Source organism: Kosakonia pseudosacchari (genome assembly GCF_900184035.1).
Lineage (GTDB): Bacteria > Pseudomonadota > Gammaproteobacteria > Enterobacterales > Enterobacteriaceae > Kosakonia > Kosakonia pseudosacchari.
Genome location: NZ_FXWP01000010.1, coordinates 1 through 14,508, shown reverse-complemented (window position 1 = coordinate 14,508; position 14,508 = coordinate 1). Strand labels below are relative to the sequence as shown.

Sequence of the window (14,508 nt, the reverse complement as noted above, 5' to 3'; positions counted from 1 at the left end):
ACGAGGCGCACATGCTGGATAAAATTGTTATCGCTAACCGCGGCGAGATTGCACTGCGTATTCTTCGTGCCTGTAAAGAACTGGGCATCAAGACTGTCGCCGTGCACTCGACTGCGGATCGCGATTTAAAACACGTACTGCTGGCTGACGAGACCGTATGTATCGGTCCTGCGCCATCAGTAAAAAGCTATCTGAATATCCCGGCGATTATCTCCGCCGCCGAAATCACCGGCGCAGTGGCGATTCACCCTGGTTATGGCTTCCTCTCTGAGAATGCCAACTTCGCTGAGCAGGTTGAGCGCTCTGGCTTTATCTTCATCGGCCCGAAAGCTGACACCATCCGCCTGATGGGCGACAAAGTGTCGGCAATCACCGCCATGAAGAAAGCAGGCGTACCGACCGTTCCGGGTTCTGACGGCCCGCTGGGCGACGATATGGATGCCAACCGCGCCCATGCTAAACGCATTGGTTACCCGGTTATCATCAAAGCCTCCGGCGGCGGCGGCGGTCGCGGTATGCGCGTTGTGCGCAAAGACGCCGACCTGGCGCAGTCCATCAGCATGACGCGTGCGGAAGCGAAAGCCGCTTTCAACAACGACATGGTGTACATGGAAAAATACCTGGAAAACCCTCGCCACGTCGAGATCCAGGTGCTGGCCGATGGTCAGGGCAACGCTATTTATCTGGCAGAGCGCGACTGCTCCATGCAGCGCCGTCACCAGAAAGTGGTCGAAGAAGCACCGGCACCGGGCATCACCCCGGAACTGCGTCGCTATATCGGCGAACGTTGTGCGAAAGCCTGTGTCGACATCGGCTATCGCGGAGCGGGTACGTTTGAGTTCTTGTTCGAAAACGGCGAGTTCTACTTCATCGAGATGAACACCCGTATTCAGGTTGAACACCCGGTTACCGAAATGATTACCGGCGTTGACCTGATCAAAGAACAGCTGCGTATCGCTGCCGGTCAGCCGCTGTCCATTAAGCAAGAAGAAGTGATGGTGAAAGGCCATGCGGTGGAATGCCGTATTAACGCCGAAGATCCGAACACCTTCCTGCCCAGCCCGGGCAAAATCACCCGCTTCCATGCTCCTGGTGGGTTTGGTGTGCGTTGGGAATCGCATATTTACGCCGGTTACACTGTACCGCCGTATTACGATTCAATGATTGGCAAGCTTATCTGCTACGGTGAGAGCCGCGATGTGGCGATTGCGCGCATGAAGAATGCGTTGCAGGAGCTGATTATCGACGGTATCAAAACCAACGTTGATCTGCAGATGCGTATTATGAGCGACGAGAACTTCCAGCATGGTGGCACCAACATCCACTATCTGGAGAAAAAACTCGGTTTGCAGGAAAAATAATCTGCAATCAGCGCAAAAGGCCGGATCTTCCGGCCTTTTTTGTTTTTCTCTCCCCTCAACTTGCCCATAGGGTACAATCCCCGCTTTCTTCATTTACAAGGGACAAAAATGGACAACCGTTTTGTTCAGGCGCACAAAGAAGCCCGCTGGGCGCTGTGGCTGACCCTTCTTTATCTTGCCGCCTGGTTAGTGTGTGCTTACCTACCGGGTACAGAGCAGGGCTTCACCGGGCTGCCGCGTTGGTTTGAACTGGCCTGCCTGCTTACGCCACTGGTGTTTGTTTTACTCTGCTGGGCGATGGTGCGTTTTATCTTCCGTGATATCTCTCTGGAGGATAACGATGCAAACTGAAATTATCGCCGTACTGATAATCTACCTGATCGTCGTCTTCGGCCTCTCTTTCTATGCGATGCGCCAGCGTAGCAGCGGTACTTTCCTGAGCGAGTATTTCCTCGGTAGCCGTTCCATGGGCGGATTTGTGCTGGCGATGACGCTGACCGCCACTTATGTCAGCGCCAGTTCGTTTATTGGCGGGCCGGGAGCCGCGTACAAATTCGGCCTTGGTTGGGTACTGCTGGCGATGATCCAGGTTCCTACCATTTGGTTGTCGCTGGGCATTCTTGGCAAGAAATTCGCGATTCTGGCGCGTCGCTACAATGCGATTACCCTCAACGACATGCTGATGGCGCGCTACCAGAGCCGCGCGGTGGTGTGGATTGCCAGCGTCAGTCTGCTGGTGGCCTTTGTCGGTGCGATTGCCGTGCAGTTTATCGGCGGCGCGCGTCTGCTGGAGACAGCGGCCGGCATCAAATACGAATCTGGCCTGCTGATCTTCGGCATTACCATTGCGCTGTACACAGCGTTTGGCGGTTTTCGCGCCAGTGTGTTGAACGACACGATGCAAGGTCTGGTGATGCTGATCGGTACGCTGGTGTTGCTGGTCGGCGTGATCCATGCGGCGGGCGGTTTACATAACGCCGTTGACACCTTGCAGCATATCGATCCGAAACTGGTGAGTCCGCACGGCGCGAGCGATATTCTCTCCCCGGCGTTTATGACCTCGTTTTGGGTACTGGTCTGTTTTGGCGTTATCGGTCTGCCGCATACCGCTGTGCGCTGTATTTCGTATAAAGACAGCAAGTCGGTGCACCGGGGGATCATTATCGGCACCATCGTCATCGCACTGTTGATGCTGGGAATGCACCTGGCGGGCGCGCTGGGTCGTGCTGTGCTGCCGAATCTGTCGGTGCCGGATCAGGTCATTCCCACGCTGATGGTCGAAGTGCTGCCGCCGTGGGCCGCAGGGTTGTTCCTCGCCGCACCTATGGCCGCGATCATGTCCAACGTCAACGCGCATCTGCTGCAGGCTTCCGCAACGATCATCAAAGATCTGTGGTTAAGCGCGCAGCCGACTAAAATTCGTCATGAGCCACGCTTAAAACGCATTTCCACCGTCACCACGCTGGTGCTCGGCATTTTGATGATGCTGGCCGCATGGCGTCCGCCAGAGATGATCATCTGGCTGAACCTGCTGGCGTTTGGCGGGCTGGAGGCGGTATTCCTGTGGCCGTTGGTGCTGGGTCTTTACTGGGATCGCGCCAACTCCGCCGGCGCGCTCAGCGCCATGATTGTTGGCGGCGCGCTGTATGCCGTGCTCGCCACCTTTAATATTCAGTACCTGGGCTTCCATCCGATTGTGCCCTCGCTGCTGTTAAGTTTGCTGGCCTTCGTTGTCGGGAACCGTTTCGGTCAACCCGCGCCGCAGGCCCCGACTATTTCTGTTAATGAATAAAGAGTTATGCCATGCCTTGGATCCAACTGAAACTGAACACCACCGGCGCGAATGCGGAAGATCTGAGCGATGCTCTGATGGAAGCGGGCGCGGTGTCCATTACCTTCCAGGACACGCACGACACGCCCGTGTTTGAACCGCTGCCGGGTGAAACCCGTCTGTGGGGCGATACCGACGTTATCGGCCTGTTCGACGCGGAAACCGAGATGGCGGACGTTGTTGCCCAACTCGCGCTTCACCCGCTGCTCGGCGAAGGTTTCGCCCACAAAATTGAGCAACTGGAAGATAAAGACTGGGAGCGCGAATGGATGGATAACTTCCACCCGATGCGCTTTGGCGAACGCCTGTGGATCTGCCCGAGCTGGCGTGACGTGCCGGATGCGAATGCGGTAAATGTGATGCTCGATCCGGGTCTGGCCTTCGGCACTGGCACGCACCCCACCACCTCGCTGTGCCTGCAATGGCTCGATAGTCTGGATCTTGTCGGCAAAACGGTGATCGATTTTGGCTGCGGCTCCGGGATCCTTGCGATCGCCGCGCTGAAACTGGGTGCGGCGAAAGCGATCGGGATTGATATTGATCCGCAAGCCATTCAGGCCAGCCGTGATAACGCCGAGCGCAACGGTGTTTCCGAACGTCTTGAGTTGTACTTGCCGAAAGACCAGCCAGACGCGATGAAAGCCGATGTGGTGGTCGCTAATATTCTGGCTGGCCCGTTGCGTGAACTGGCGCCGTTAATCAGCGTATTGCCCGTCGAGGGCGGTTTACTGGGGCTCTCTGGTATCCTTGCCAGCCAGGCAGAGAGCGTATGCGAAGCCTATGCCGAACTCTTTACTCTTGACCCGGTGGTCGAGAAAGAAGAGTGGTGCCGTATTACGGGACAGAAAAGGTAAAACGGAACGCGGCCTGCGGGCCACGTTTCGCGGAGCCCGCGTGCTGAACTGTCGAAAAAAGCAGCCAGAAGGTCGATCAAAAAATTGCGAGTAGCTTCGCAAAAACCGTCTTTTTTGTCTGAAAAAACAGCAGTTCAGCCGCTTATCACCGATGAAAAAACGATAACTTGTGCGAATTTATGCGTTATGTGAAATTTTTATCTTTTACATAACCCTATGAAAAACATGATTTAATAGGTTTATTGCTCTGGTGGACTGGCTATTCCTTGATCTACAACAGAGGATTGCTCAAAGTTTGGCCTTTCATCTCGTGCAAAAAATGCGTAATATACGCCGCCTTGCAGTCACAGTATGGTCATTTCTTAACTCATGCGCATCGGACACCACCAGCTCAGAAATCGCCTGATCGCAGCGCCCATGGCTGGCATTACCGACAGACCATTCCGGACGTTGTGCTACGAGATGGGAGCCGGTTTAACCGTATCCGAGATGATGTCTTCTAACCCGCAAGTGTGGGAAAGCGACAAGTCCCGACTGCGGATGGTGCACATTGATGAACCCGGTATTCGCACCGTGCAAATTGCCGGCAGCGACCCGGATGAAATGGCGGAAGCCGCACGTATTAACGTGGAAAGCGGCGCCCAAATTATTGATATCAATATGGGTTGCCCGGCTAAAAAAGTGAATCGCAAGCTTGCAGGTTCCGCCCTGCTGCAATACCCGGATCTGGTGAAGTCGATCCTGACCTCGGTAGTTAATGCAGTGGATGTTCCTGTCACTCTGAAGATTCGCACGGGTTGGGCTCCAGAACACCGTAACTGCGTAGAAATTGCCCAACTGGCTGAAGAGTGTGGTATTCAGGCTCTGACCATTCATGGACGCACCCGCGCCTGTTTGTTCAACGGAGACGCTGAGTACGACAGTATTCGGGCAGTTAAGCAGAAAGTTTCCATTCCGGTTATCGCGAATGGCGACATTACTGACCCGCTTAAAGCCAGAGCTGTGCTCGACTATACAGGGGCGGATGCCCTGATGATAGGCCGCGCAGCTCAGGGAAGACCCTGGATCTTCCGGGAAATCCAGCATTATCTGGACACTGGGGAGCTGCTGGCCCCGCTGCCTTTGGCAGAGGTTAAGCGCTTGCTTTGCGCGCACGTTCGGGAACTGCATGACTTTTACGGTCAGGCGAAAGGTTACCGAATCGCACGTAAACACGTCTCCTGGTATCTCCAGGAGCACGCTCCGAATGACCAGTTTCGGCGCACATTCAACGCCATTGAGAATGCCAGCGAACAGCTGGAGGCGTTGGAGGCATACTTCGAAAATTTTGCGTAAACAGAAATAAAGAGCTGACAGAACTATGTTCGAACAACGCGTAAATTCTGACGTACTGACCGTTTCTACCGTTAACTCTCAGGATCAGGTAACCCAAAAACCGCTCCGTGACTCGGTAAAACAGGCACTGAAGAACTATTTTGCTCAACTGAATGGTCAGGATGTTAATGATCTGTATGAGCTGGTACTGGCTGAAGTAGAACAGCCACTGTTGGACATGGTGATGCAATACACCCGTGGTAATCAGACCCGCGCGGCGCTGATGATGGGCATCAACCGCGGTACGCTGCGTAAAAAACTGAAAAAATACGGCATGAACTGATTTTTAATCAGTGAGTTGTATTGATAAAAAGGCGCTAACCGGCATGGGAAAGCGCCTTTTTTATTGTCTGAAATAGCGCTAAAAACCCCGCTTTCCCTGTCATTCCGGGGTTACGGATTCGTGTATATTTCAACAAATGGTTGCAAGAAAGGGAGATACGGAATGTTTCGCAAGTATTGGTGGCTGGTGGCTTTCGCCCTGTCGATCCTCATGCTGGATAGCTTAATCATGTACTGGATTGAGTATATGACCACCGAGATCGATAAGTGCCGCAATATGAACTCCGTAAATCCGCTCAAACTGGTTAACTGTAATAATCTGTAAGTGATTGCTTGTAGCGAAAATTCGCGAAAATGCAGCCATCACCCTGATTAAAGCAGGGATTTAAATCATTTTGAGCCATCCCCATACGATGCTAATGTCTCAGCCCTTTTCGCCAGTCCGATCGTAGTAATGCGTAACGCCCTTAGTGAATGAGTTGATGACACCATGCTGGATAGCCAATACGACTATATCCTTGTTGTTGTTTCTTTTATCGTAGCCATTTTGGCCTCTTATACCGCCCTGAATATGGCTGGCCGTGTTTCCACCAGCAGCCAGGGATCGTCATGGGTCTGGCTTAGCGGCGGCGGCGTAGCAATGGGGATAGGCATCTGGGCGATGCACTTTATCGGCATGCTGGCGATGAACATGTCTATGAACATGCGCTACGAACCGATTCTCACTGCCCTCTCAATGGCTATCGCGATTGGCGCTTCATTGTTCGCGCTGTGGCTGGTGAGCGCCCCTCATCTGCATCTGCGCCGCCTGATCCCGGGCGCAATTGTCATGGGTCTGGGCATTGCGGCGATGCACTATACCGGCATGGCGGCGCTTCAGGTCTCGCCGGCCATCATCTGGAATCTGCATTGGGTCGCTTTATCTTTAGCAATCGCGCTAGTCGCCTCTTTCGCCGCCCTGTGGCTCACCTTCCATTTACGTCATGACGCCGCCCAGGTTGCGCTGATGCGTTTTGGTGCGGCGATTTTGATGGGCATCGCTATTGCGGGTATGCATTACACCGGCATGATGGCGGCTCAAATCCCTCCTCAACATGCCATGGGGCATAACGGTTTTAACAATAACTGGTTAGCCGTATTGGTCGGCATGATGGCCTTCTCGGTGCTGGGCATTACGCTACTGGTGTCGATGTTCGATGCGCGTCTGCAAGCGCGAACCTCGCTACTGGCAACGTCACTGGCGGCCGCGAACCGCGAACTGGCGCGGCTGGCGTTGCACGATACCTTAACGCGTCTGCCTAACCGTGTGTTGCTGGAAGACCGCCTTGAGCAGGCCATCAACAAAGCGAAACGCGAAGGCTCTTTCTTCGCGCTGATGTTTATGGATCTCGATGGTTTCAAAACCGTTAACGATGCCTGGGGCCATGATGTCGGCGATAAATTGCTGGTCGCGGTGACCGATCGCCTGACACAAAAATTAACAGGGCAATATACGCTGGCGCGCATTGGTGGTGACGAGTTTGTTCTGCTGGCTGAAGTCAGTGCACCAGATGAAGCGGCAACGCTTGCCAGTTCGTTGGTACGCGTGATTGATAAGCCCTTCACTATCGATCCCTATGACGTGATGGTGACGCTGAGCGTCGGTATTGCGCTTTATCCGCATGATGGCAAGAACGAACGGGAATTGATGTTCAACGCCGATGCGGCGATGTATCACACCAAACATATGGGCCGTAACGGTTACCACTTTTTCCAGCCATCGATGAACACGCTGGCGCAAACGCAATTGCAACTGCTCAACGATCTTTGGATGGCACTGGAGCGCCAGGAGTTCCGGCTGGTTTACCAGCCCAAATTTAAAGCCCCTGCGGGGCCGGTTATCGGCCTTGAGGCGCTGTTGCGCTGGCATCACCCCTACCAGGGTGTACTCACACCGGATGTTTTTTTGCCACTGGCAGAGAAAACCGGCCTGATTGTGCCACTGGGTAACTGGGTAGTGGATGAAGCCTGCCGTCAGCTTGGCGAATGGCGCAAAATGGGGCTCCCTGACTGGTCAGTGGCGGTGAACCTTTCCACCCTGCAGTTTGAGCAGAGCACCCTGGTGGAAACGATTATGGAGGCGCTGAAAAAGCATGGCGTGCCGCCGCAAAAGTTAATCCTCGAAGTAACTGAAACCACAGCAATGAGCAACCCGGATGAGAGCGTGCGCGTGTTAACGGCGCTGACGGATGCGGGCGTTCAAGCCTCAATCGATGACTTTGGTACAGGCTACTCCAGCCTGCTGTATCTGAAACGCCTTCCGGCCTGCGAATTAAAGATTGATCGCGCGTTTGTTCGTGAGTTAAGCCGGGAAGGCGAAGATGCCACTATCGTCTCCGCCATCGTGGCATTAGCCAGGACGCTGAATTTAAAAGTTGTCGCGGAAGGTGTGGAAACAGAAGAACAACAAAAATTTCTTACCGAGCTGGGCTGTAATACGCTGCAGGGGTATTTATTAGGTAAACCGGTGAGTGCGGAATCCATTACTTCTTACGGAAATAAACTTCCTCCGCCCGAGACGCTTTCCTGAAGTGGGATCCATTTAAATAAAGCGCCTGCAGGCGCTTTTGTTTTACCCGGTCAGCAAACTAGATTATTCTTATAAAAATAAAGTTATGTGCCATCTCTATTTAATCAAGCGCTTACGCATTGCACCGATTTTTTTATTTCACTCTTCATCTTTTCTGCACTATTTAACCCGCAACACGGTTTTCTCTTCATGATTTTTACAAAGAACATAATTTGAGATTATTGCACCGGGGAATTTTCACCGGCGAATGGTAAAATATGATTTATCGGTTCTGGACAGGTATCGCAATTATTGATATCGGGAATCGTGATTATTTCGAGGTAATATTATGAAAAAATTCATTTCCGTGGCATTACTGGCGACGTTTCTGGCTGGCTGTGCCCACGATTCTCCTTGTGTACCGGTATATGATGATCAAGGTCGTCTGGTACATACCAATACCTGTATGAAAGGCACAACACAGGATAACTGGGAAACAGCCGGAGCCATTGCTGGCGGCGCAGCGGCGATTGCCGGTCTGACGCTCGGTATCGTAGCGCTGACTAAATAGTATTAAATAGCCAAATAGTTATAAAAAGCGCGGTTTGCCGCGCTTTTGCTTTATTTAGGTGCAGTTAATTTTGCATAAGTAAATTTTCAGCCCCATTAACAGGCAGAAATAAAAAAGCAAACACGCACTTTGTTTCATTTAAACCGACGGGTTATCACTCGCACCGTTTTTTCTCTTTTTTTGCGTGACCCATTTCACAAAGCGATGCCAATCAATATATTGCTTATATTCACGCAGGAAACTTATCTGTTAATGCCCTCTTATTGCATGCTCTTTTTGCTCTGTTTTGTGGCGCAGGTTGTATTTTTGCACCATGACGGGGCAATGGTTTTATTTTTTCCTGTCTACACTCTCAATATTGCGCCTACGGTAGCCAAATAACGCCACGCGCAAAACTGGCACTACCTTTGCTTTAAAGAGTATGGCCATTGCCACAGACAGGTTCAGGCGTTTCCCGAACGCCTTATATAACGATAAATTTTCGCCACACAGGATGCATTATGAAAAAGATGATGATCGCCAGCCTGGCCGCTGCCGGTGTACTGTTTGCTGTCGCAAATCAGGCACATGCAGGCGCAACGCTGGATGCCGTTAAAAAGAAAGGTTTCGTACAATGCGGTATCAGCGACGGTCTGCCTGGCTTTTCCTACGCGGACGCGAGCGGTAAATTCACCGGTATCGACGTGGATGTTTGCCGCGGCGTTGCCGCTGCCGTATTCGGTGACGACACGAAAGTTAAATATACCCCGCTGACTGCCAAAGAGCGTTTCACCGCTCTGCAATCTGGCGAAGTGGATATGCTCTCCCGTAATACCACCTGGACCTCTTCCCGCGATGGCGGCATGGGCCTGTCATTCACTGGCGTAACCTATTACGACGGTATCGGCTTCCTGACCCACAACAAAGCAGGCCTGAAAAGCGCTAAAGAGCTGGATGGCGCAACCGTTTGTATTCAGGCGGGCACCGATACTGAGCTGAACGTAGCGGATTACTTTAAATCCAACAAAATGAAATATACGCCGGTGACCTTCGACCGTTCCGATGAATCCGCGAAAGCGCTGGAATCAGGCCGTTGCGATACGCTCGCTTCCGACCAGTCTCAGCTGTATGCATTGCGTATCAAACTGAGCAACCCGGCAGAGTGGATCGTATTGCCGGAAGTGATCTCGAAAGAGCCGCTGGGGCCGGTGGTTCGCCGTGGTGATGATGACTGGTTCTCGATTGTTCGCTGGACGCTGTTCGCCATGCTGAACGCAGAAGAGATGGGTGTTAACTCGAAAAACGTTGATGAGAAAGCCGCTAACCCAGCAACGCCGGATATGGCACACCTGTTAGGTAAAGAAGGCGACTTCGGTAAAGACCTGAAGCTGGATAACAAGTGGGCTTACAACATCATTAAGAAAGTCGGTAACTATTCAGAAATCTTTGAACGTAACGTCGGTTCTGAAAGCCCGCTGAAAATCAAACGCGGCCAGAACAACCTCTGGAATAACGGCGGTATCCAGTACGCTCCGCCAGTGCGCTAATACGTAAGTGCTGTAACGGGCGCTACGCTTGCGTGGCGCCCAGCCCAGAGTCATGGTTACTGAGGTTTTCCTATGTCCCATCGCCGCCCAACCGTGAAAGGTGCTATTTCCCTTTCTAACCCTGCGGTTCGTGCCTGGCTGTTTCAAATCCTTGCGATTGTCGCCGTGGTCGTTGTCGCAATTTATTTGATACACAACACCGTTACTAACCTGAATAACCGCGGCATCACTTCCGGTTTTGCCTTTCTGGATCGCGCCGCTGGTTTTGGTATTGTTCAGCATCTTATTGATTATGAACAAGGTGACACCTATGGCCGTGTATTTCTTGTAGGTTTACTTAATACGCTGCTGGTTTCAGCGCTGTGTATTGTGTTCGCCTCATTCCTCGGTTTTTTTCTTGGACTCGCTCGTCTGTCAGAAAACTGGCTACTGCGGAAGCTATCGACCATTTATATCGAAACGTTCCGTAATATCCCGCCGCTGTTGCAGATCTTTTTCTGGTATTTCGCGGTGCTGCGTAACCTACCCGGCCCGCGCCAGGCGGTCAACGCAATGGAACTGGTATTTCTGAGCAACCGCGGCTTGTATATTCCCTCCCCGCAAATGGGCGAGGGCATGCTGGCGTTCGTGGGCGCGATAATCGTGGCAGTGGCTATCTCCATTGGTCTGTTTCGCTTTAATAAAATGCATCAAATCAAAACCGGTCAGTTACGCCGCACATGGCCTGCCGCGCTGGGATTGATTATTCTGCTGCCGCTGATCGCGCACTGGGTGTTTGGCGCAGCGCTGCACTGGGATGTTCCGCAACTGCGCGGCTTCAACTTCCAGGGCGGTATGGTGCTGATCCCGGAACTCGCCGCGCTCACCATTGCGCTGTCGGTCTACACCTCTGCGTTTATCGCCGAGATTATTCGTTCAGGTATTCAGTCAGTGCCCTATGGGCAGCATGAAGCTGCACGTTCTCTCGGATTGCCTAATCCGGTAACGCTGCGGCAGGTGATTATTCCGCAGGCGCTGCGCGTGATTATCCCTCCGCTGACCAGCCAGTATCTGAATATCGCCAAAAACTCCTCGCTTGCCGCGGCAATTGGTTATCCGGATATGGTGTCGCTGTTTGCCGGCACGGTGCTGAATCAGACCGGTCAGGCGATTGAAACTATCGCTATTACCATGTCGGTTTACTTGCTCATCAGCCTGTCGATTTCGTTGCTGATGAACATCTATAACCGCCGTATTGCCCTGATTGAGCGCTAAGGAACCTTGATGACAAAAGCCATTCTGTCTCCCTCCACGCGCCAGACACCCGCAGGAAGCAATGGCGCGATAGTGTGGGTACGAAAAAATCTGTTCTCCAGTTGGTCTAACTCGCTGCTGACGCTTCTGTGTCTGTGGTTAATGTGGGAGTTGATTCCCCCTTTGCTGGACTGGGCGCTGTTTCAGGCGAACTGGTTTGGTTCGACGCGCGCCGATTGTACGAAAGCAGGTGCGTGCTGGGTGTTTATCCACGAGCGTTTTGGCCAGTTTATGTATGGCCTCTACCCGCATGATCAACGCTGGCGCATTAATGTGGCGCTACTTGTTGGCCTGATCTCTATCGCGCCGATGTTCTGGAAGGCGCTGCCGCGTCGCGGGCGCTACATCGCGTGCTGGGCGGTTATTTATCCGCTTGTTGTGTGGTGGTTGTTATTTGGCGGCTTCCTGGGGCTGGAACGGGTTGAAACCCGCCAGTGGGGCGGTTTGACCCTGACATTGATCATCGCCTCTGTGGGTATTGCTGGCGCATTACCATTGGGGATTCTGCTGGCGCTTGGACGCCGTTCGAAAATGCCGGTGGTTCGCGTGTTATCGGTCATTTTCATTGAGTTCTGGCGCGGCGTTCCCTTAATCACCGTGCTGTTTATGTCCTCAGTGATGCTGCCGCTGTTTATGTCGGAAGGAACCAGTATTGATAAGCTGATCCGTGCGCTGGTCGGTGTGATCTTGTTTCAGTCCGCTTACGTGGCGGAAGTGGTGCGTGGTGGCTTACAAGCACTGCCGAAGGGGCAATATGAAGCGGCGGAGTCTCTGGCGCTGGGATACTGGAAAACACAAGGGCTGGTAATTTTACCGCAGGCGCTGAAGCTGGTGATCCCGGGGCTTGTGAACACCATCATTGCTCTGTTCAAAGATACGAGTCTGGTGATCATCATCGGCTTGTTTGATCTGTTCAGCAGCGTACAGCAAGCCACGGTCGATCCTGCATGGCTTGGGATGTCCACCGAAGGCTATGTTTTTGCTGCCTTAGTTTATTGGGTTTTCTGTTTTAGCATGTCGCGCTATAGCCAGTATCTGGAGAAGCGCTTTAACACCGGGCGTACACCGCACTGAGGATCCTCATGAGTAATACAACTATGCAATCTGGCGACGCGATGATTACGCTCGAAAATGTGAATAAATGGTACGGTCAGTTCCATGTACTGAAAGATATTAACCTCAATGTGAAACAGGGCGAGCGCATTGTGCTTTGTGGCCCGTCCGGCTCTGGAAAGTCGACAACGATCCGCTGTATCAACCACCTCGAAGAGCATCAACAAGGGCGCATTGTCGTTGACGGTATAGAGTTAAATGAAGATATCCGCAATATCGAAAAGATCCGCCAGGAAGTGGGAATGGTGTTTCAGCACTTTAATCTATTCCCGCATCTGACCGTCCTGCAAAATTGTACGCTGGCGCCGATTTGGGTACGCAAAATGCCCCGGAAAGAGGCTGAAGCGCTGGCGATGCATTATCTTGAGCGTGTGCGCATTGCCGAGCATGCACATAAGTTTCCGGGGCAGATTTCCGGTGGCCAGCAGCAACGTGTAGCGATTGCCCGTTCATTATGTATGAAACCTAAAATCATGCTGTTTGATGAACCAACTTCAGCGCTGGATCCGGAGATGGTAAAAGAGGTGCTGGATACCATGATTGGGCTAGCGCAATCCGGCATGACGATGTTGTGTGTCACCCACGAAATGGGTTTTGCGCGCACCGTTGCCGATCGCGTGATCTTTATGGATCGGGGTGAAATCGTTGAACAGGCACCACCGGAAGAGTTCTTTGCGAATCCGAAATCAGAACGTACTCGTGCGTTTTTGTCGCAGGTTATCCATTGATCTCTATATGATTTCTTACAGGCCATTCATACGAGTGGCCTTTTTTATTGCCCACGTAAAACCTCCTCGTGCAAGCATGCTTAACAAAAAGTTGGGGGCTGGCCTTATTGCTTTGGCTGCCTATCTCACTGAGCTGACCGGGTTCGATTTTTAAGAATTCAGGGACACGCCAAATATTACTGCCTTGCATGCATGTGGTTCTTTGCTTCTTATGTACTTGCTTATTTGCTCGACGTTCCCGGCTATCGCGGGGGAGACCTCACACTATTATCGGCACGACGCGTTTCACTTCAGACTTAGTGTGTTTGATGTCTGGCTGTTGAAGAAGAAAGACTCACTAGCTCTCAAGGGCTGTGGTACTTAACCCTGTCCATGCTCAAAGGCTATTGGCTATAGAGGCAAATGACTGCGGTGCGACCATCAAGCTTGATGTTGCAGTAGAAAAGCAAAAGGCCCAGTCGAAAGACTGGGCCTTTTGCTTTATTTGATGCCTGGCAGTTCCCTACTCTCGCATGGGGAGACCCCACACTACCATCGGCGCTACGGCGTTTCACTTCTGAGTTCGGCATGGGGTCAGGTGGGACCACCGCGCTAGTGCCGCCAGGCAAATTCTTTTCTAAATGCCGAACTTTAACCGTTATAACTGGTGCTGATACCCAGAGTCGAACTGGGGACCTCACCCTTACCAAGGGTGCGCTCTACCAACTGAGCCATATCAGCACACTAAATTTGATGCCTGGCAGTTCCCTACTCTCGCATGGGGAGACCCCACACTACCATCGGCGCTACGGCGTTTCACTTCTGAGTTCGGCATGGGGTCAGGTGGGACCACCGCGCTAGTGCCGCCAGGCAAATTCTGTCTGTCAGAACGTTCTCACACTCTGACCTAATCTGTATCACGCTGAAAATCTTTTCTGTCTCTCACGCCAAAACACCTTCGGCGTTGTAAGGTTAAGCCTCACGGTTCATTAGTACCGGTTAGCTCAACGCATCGCTGCGCTTACACACCCGGCCTATCAACGTCGTC

General features: G+C 52.4%; 13 protein-coding genes, 1 tRNA gene and 3 rRNA genes. 13 read left to right on the top strand and 4 right to left on the bottom strand.

The annotated features are described in order from the left end of the window. Positions 1–11 precede the first annotated feature (11 nt). From accC to BN2591_RS06300, 13 genes are all read left to right on the top strand, one after another. Positions 12–1,361, top strand: a complete 1,350-nt coding sequence (accC, locus tag BN2591_RS06360) for an acetyl-CoA carboxylase biotin carboxylase subunit (protein ID WP_086870009.1) — start codon at positions 12–14, stop codon at positions 1,359–1,361. 108 nt (positions 1,362–1,469) lie between these two features. Further along, positions 1,470–1,712 carry a YhdT family protein gene (locus tag BN2591_RS06355; protein WP_017457282.1) on the top strand — a complete coding sequence of 81 codons (243 nt, stop codon included), beginning with the start codon at positions 1,470–1,472 and terminating at the stop codon, positions 1,710–1,712. Further along, complete coding sequence (panF, locus tag BN2591_RS06350; RefSeq protein ID WP_086870007.1) at positions 1,702–3,153, top strand: sodium/pantothenate symporter; 1,452 nt, start codon at positions 1,702–1,704, stop codon at positions 3,151–3,153. Before BN2591_RS06355 ends, panF begins: the two co-directional genes overlap by 11 nt. An 11-nt stretch (positions 3,154–3,164) precedes the next feature. Then, complete coding sequence (gene prmA, locus BN2591_RS06345) at positions 3,165–4,046, top strand: 50S ribosomal protein L11 methyltransferase (protein ID WP_086870005.1); 882 nt, start codon at positions 3,165–3,167, stop codon at positions 4,044–4,046. A gap of 369 nt (positions 4,047–4,415) precedes the next feature. After that, on the top strand, positions 4,416–5,381 hold the full coding sequence (gene dusB / locus BN2591_RS06340) for a tRNA dihydrouridine synthase DusB (RefSeq protein ID WP_044489505.1): 966 nt from the start codon (positions 4,416–4,418) through the stop codon (positions 5,379–5,381). Between the two features lie 25 nt (positions 5,382–5,406). Further along, positions 5,407–5,703 (top strand): DNA-binding transcriptional regulator Fis, encoded by a 297-nt coding sequence (gene fis, locus BN2591_RS06335; RefSeq protein ID WP_000462905.1) that lies wholly within the window; start codon positions 5,407–5,409, stop codon positions 5,701–5,703. A 162-nt stretch (positions 5,704–5,865) separates the two neighbouring features. Further along, on the top strand, positions 5,866–6,027 hold the full coding sequence (locus tag BN2591_RS06330) for a DUF2556 family protein (RefSeq protein WP_017457278.1): 162 nt from the start codon (positions 5,866–5,868) through the stop codon (positions 6,025–6,027). A gap of 165 nt (positions 6,028–6,192) precedes the next feature. After that, positions 6,193–8,271, top strand: coding sequence for a putative bifunctional diguanylate cyclase/phosphodiesterase (locus BN2591_RS06325; protein ID WP_086870003.1), 2,079 nt, complete (start codon positions 6,193–6,195; stop codon positions 8,269–8,271). 328 nt (positions 8,272–8,599) lie between these two features. Continuing rightward, complete coding sequence (locus BN2591_RS06320) at positions 8,600–8,821, top strand: lipoprotein (RefSeq protein WP_017457276.1); 222 nt, start codon at positions 8,600–8,602, stop codon at positions 8,819–8,821. A 500-nt stretch (positions 8,822–9,321) separates the two neighbouring features. Continuing rightward, complete coding sequence (locus tag BN2591_RS06315; RefSeq protein ID WP_020455478.1) at positions 9,322–10,347, top strand: amino acid ABC transporter substrate-binding protein; 1,026 nt, start codon at positions 9,322–9,324, stop codon at positions 10,345–10,347. 72 nt (positions 10,348–10,419) lie between these two features. After that, positions 10,420–11,601 (top strand): amino acid ABC transporter permease, encoded by a 1,182-nt coding sequence (locus BN2591_RS06310; protein WP_086870001.1) that lies wholly within the window; start codon positions 10,420–10,422, stop codon positions 11,599–11,601. Positions 11,602–11,610: 9 nt separating this feature from the next. Continuing rightward, a complete protein-coding gene (locus tag BN2591_RS06305; protein ID WP_086869999.1) occupies positions 11,611–12,714 on the top strand; it encodes an amino acid ABC transporter permease in 1,104 nt (367 codons plus the stop codon). 8 nt (positions 12,715–12,722) lie between these two features. Beyond that, positions 12,723–13,481: an amino acid ABC transporter ATP-binding protein gene (locus BN2591_RS06300; RefSeq protein ID WP_086869996.1), complete on the top strand. Its 759-nt coding sequence runs from the start codon at positions 12,723–12,725 to the stop codon at positions 13,479–13,481. Between the two features lie 489 nt (positions 13,482–13,970). Here BN2591_RS06300 and rrf (BN2591_RS06295) read toward each other — a convergent pair. The 4 genes from rrf (BN2591_RS06295) to BN2591_RS06280 form a co-directional block, all read right to left on the bottom strand. Next, a 5S ribosomal RNA gene (gene rrf, locus BN2591_RS06295) occupies positions 13,971–14,086 on the bottom strand. Positions 14,087–14,125: 39 nt separating this feature from the next. After that, positions 14,126–14,201, bottom strand: a tRNA-Thr gene (locus tag BN2591_RS06290). Positions 14,202–14,215: 14 nt separating this feature from the next. Next, positions 14,216–14,331, bottom strand: a 5S ribosomal RNA gene (gene rrf, locus BN2591_RS06285). Positions 14,332–14,428: 97 nt separating this feature from the next. Beyond that, a 23S ribosomal RNA gene (locus tag BN2591_RS06280) occupies positions 14,429–14,508 on the bottom strand; the annotation flags it as partial.

What these genes read in the sequence shown, in the direction of transcription:
- fis (WP_000462905.1), top strand. Translation starts at nt 5,407, where the DNA reads ATGTTCGAACAACGCGTAAATTCTGACGTACTGACCGTTTCTACCGTT.
- panF (WP_086870007.1), top strand. Translation starts at nt 1,702, where the DNA reads ATGCAAACTGAAATTATCGCCGTACTGATAATCTACCTGATCGTCGTC.
- BN2591_RS06300 (WP_086869996.1), top strand. Translation starts at nt 12,723, where the DNA reads ATGAGTAATACAACTATGCAATCTGGCGACGCGATGATTACGCTCGAA.
- BN2591_RS06305 (WP_086869999.1), top strand. Translation starts at nt 11,611, where the DNA reads ATGACAAAAGCCATTCTGTCTCCCTCCACGCGCCAGACACCCGCAGGA.
- BN2591_RS06315 (WP_020455478.1), top strand. Translation starts at nt 9,322, where the DNA reads ATGAAAAAGATGATGATCGCCAGCCTGGCCGCTGCCGGTGTACTGTTT.
- BN2591_RS06320 (WP_017457276.1), top strand. Translation starts at nt 8,600, where the DNA reads ATGAAAAAATTCATTTCCGTGGCATTACTGGCGACGTTTCTGGCTGGC.
- BN2591_RS06355 (WP_017457282.1), top strand. Translation starts at nt 1,470, where the DNA reads ATGGACAACCGTTTTGTTCAGGCGCACAAAGAAGCCCGCTGGGCGCTG.
- BN2591_RS06310 (WP_086870001.1), top strand. Translation starts at nt 10,420, where the DNA reads ATGTCCCATCGCCGCCCAACCGTGAAAGGTGCTATTTCCCTTTCTAAC.
- prmA (WP_086870005.1), top strand. Translation starts at nt 3,165, where the DNA reads ATGCCTTGGATCCAACTGAAACTGAACACCACCGGCGCGAATGCGGAA.
- BN2591_RS06325 (WP_086870003.1), top strand. Translation starts at nt 6,193, where the DNA reads ATGCTGGATAGCCAATACGACTATATCCTTGTTGTTGTTTCTTTTATC.
- BN2591_RS06330 (WP_017457278.1), top strand. Translation starts at nt 5,866, where the DNA reads ATGTTTCGCAAGTATTGGTGGCTGGTGGCTTTCGCCCTGTCGATCCTC.
- accC (WP_086870009.1), top strand. Translation starts at nt 12, where the DNA reads ATGCTGGATAAAATTGTTATCGCTAACCGCGGCGAGATTGCACTGCGT.
- dusB (WP_044489505.1), top strand. Translation starts at nt 4,416, where the DNA reads ATGCGCATCGGACACCACCAGCTCAGAAATCGCCTGATCGCAGCGCCC.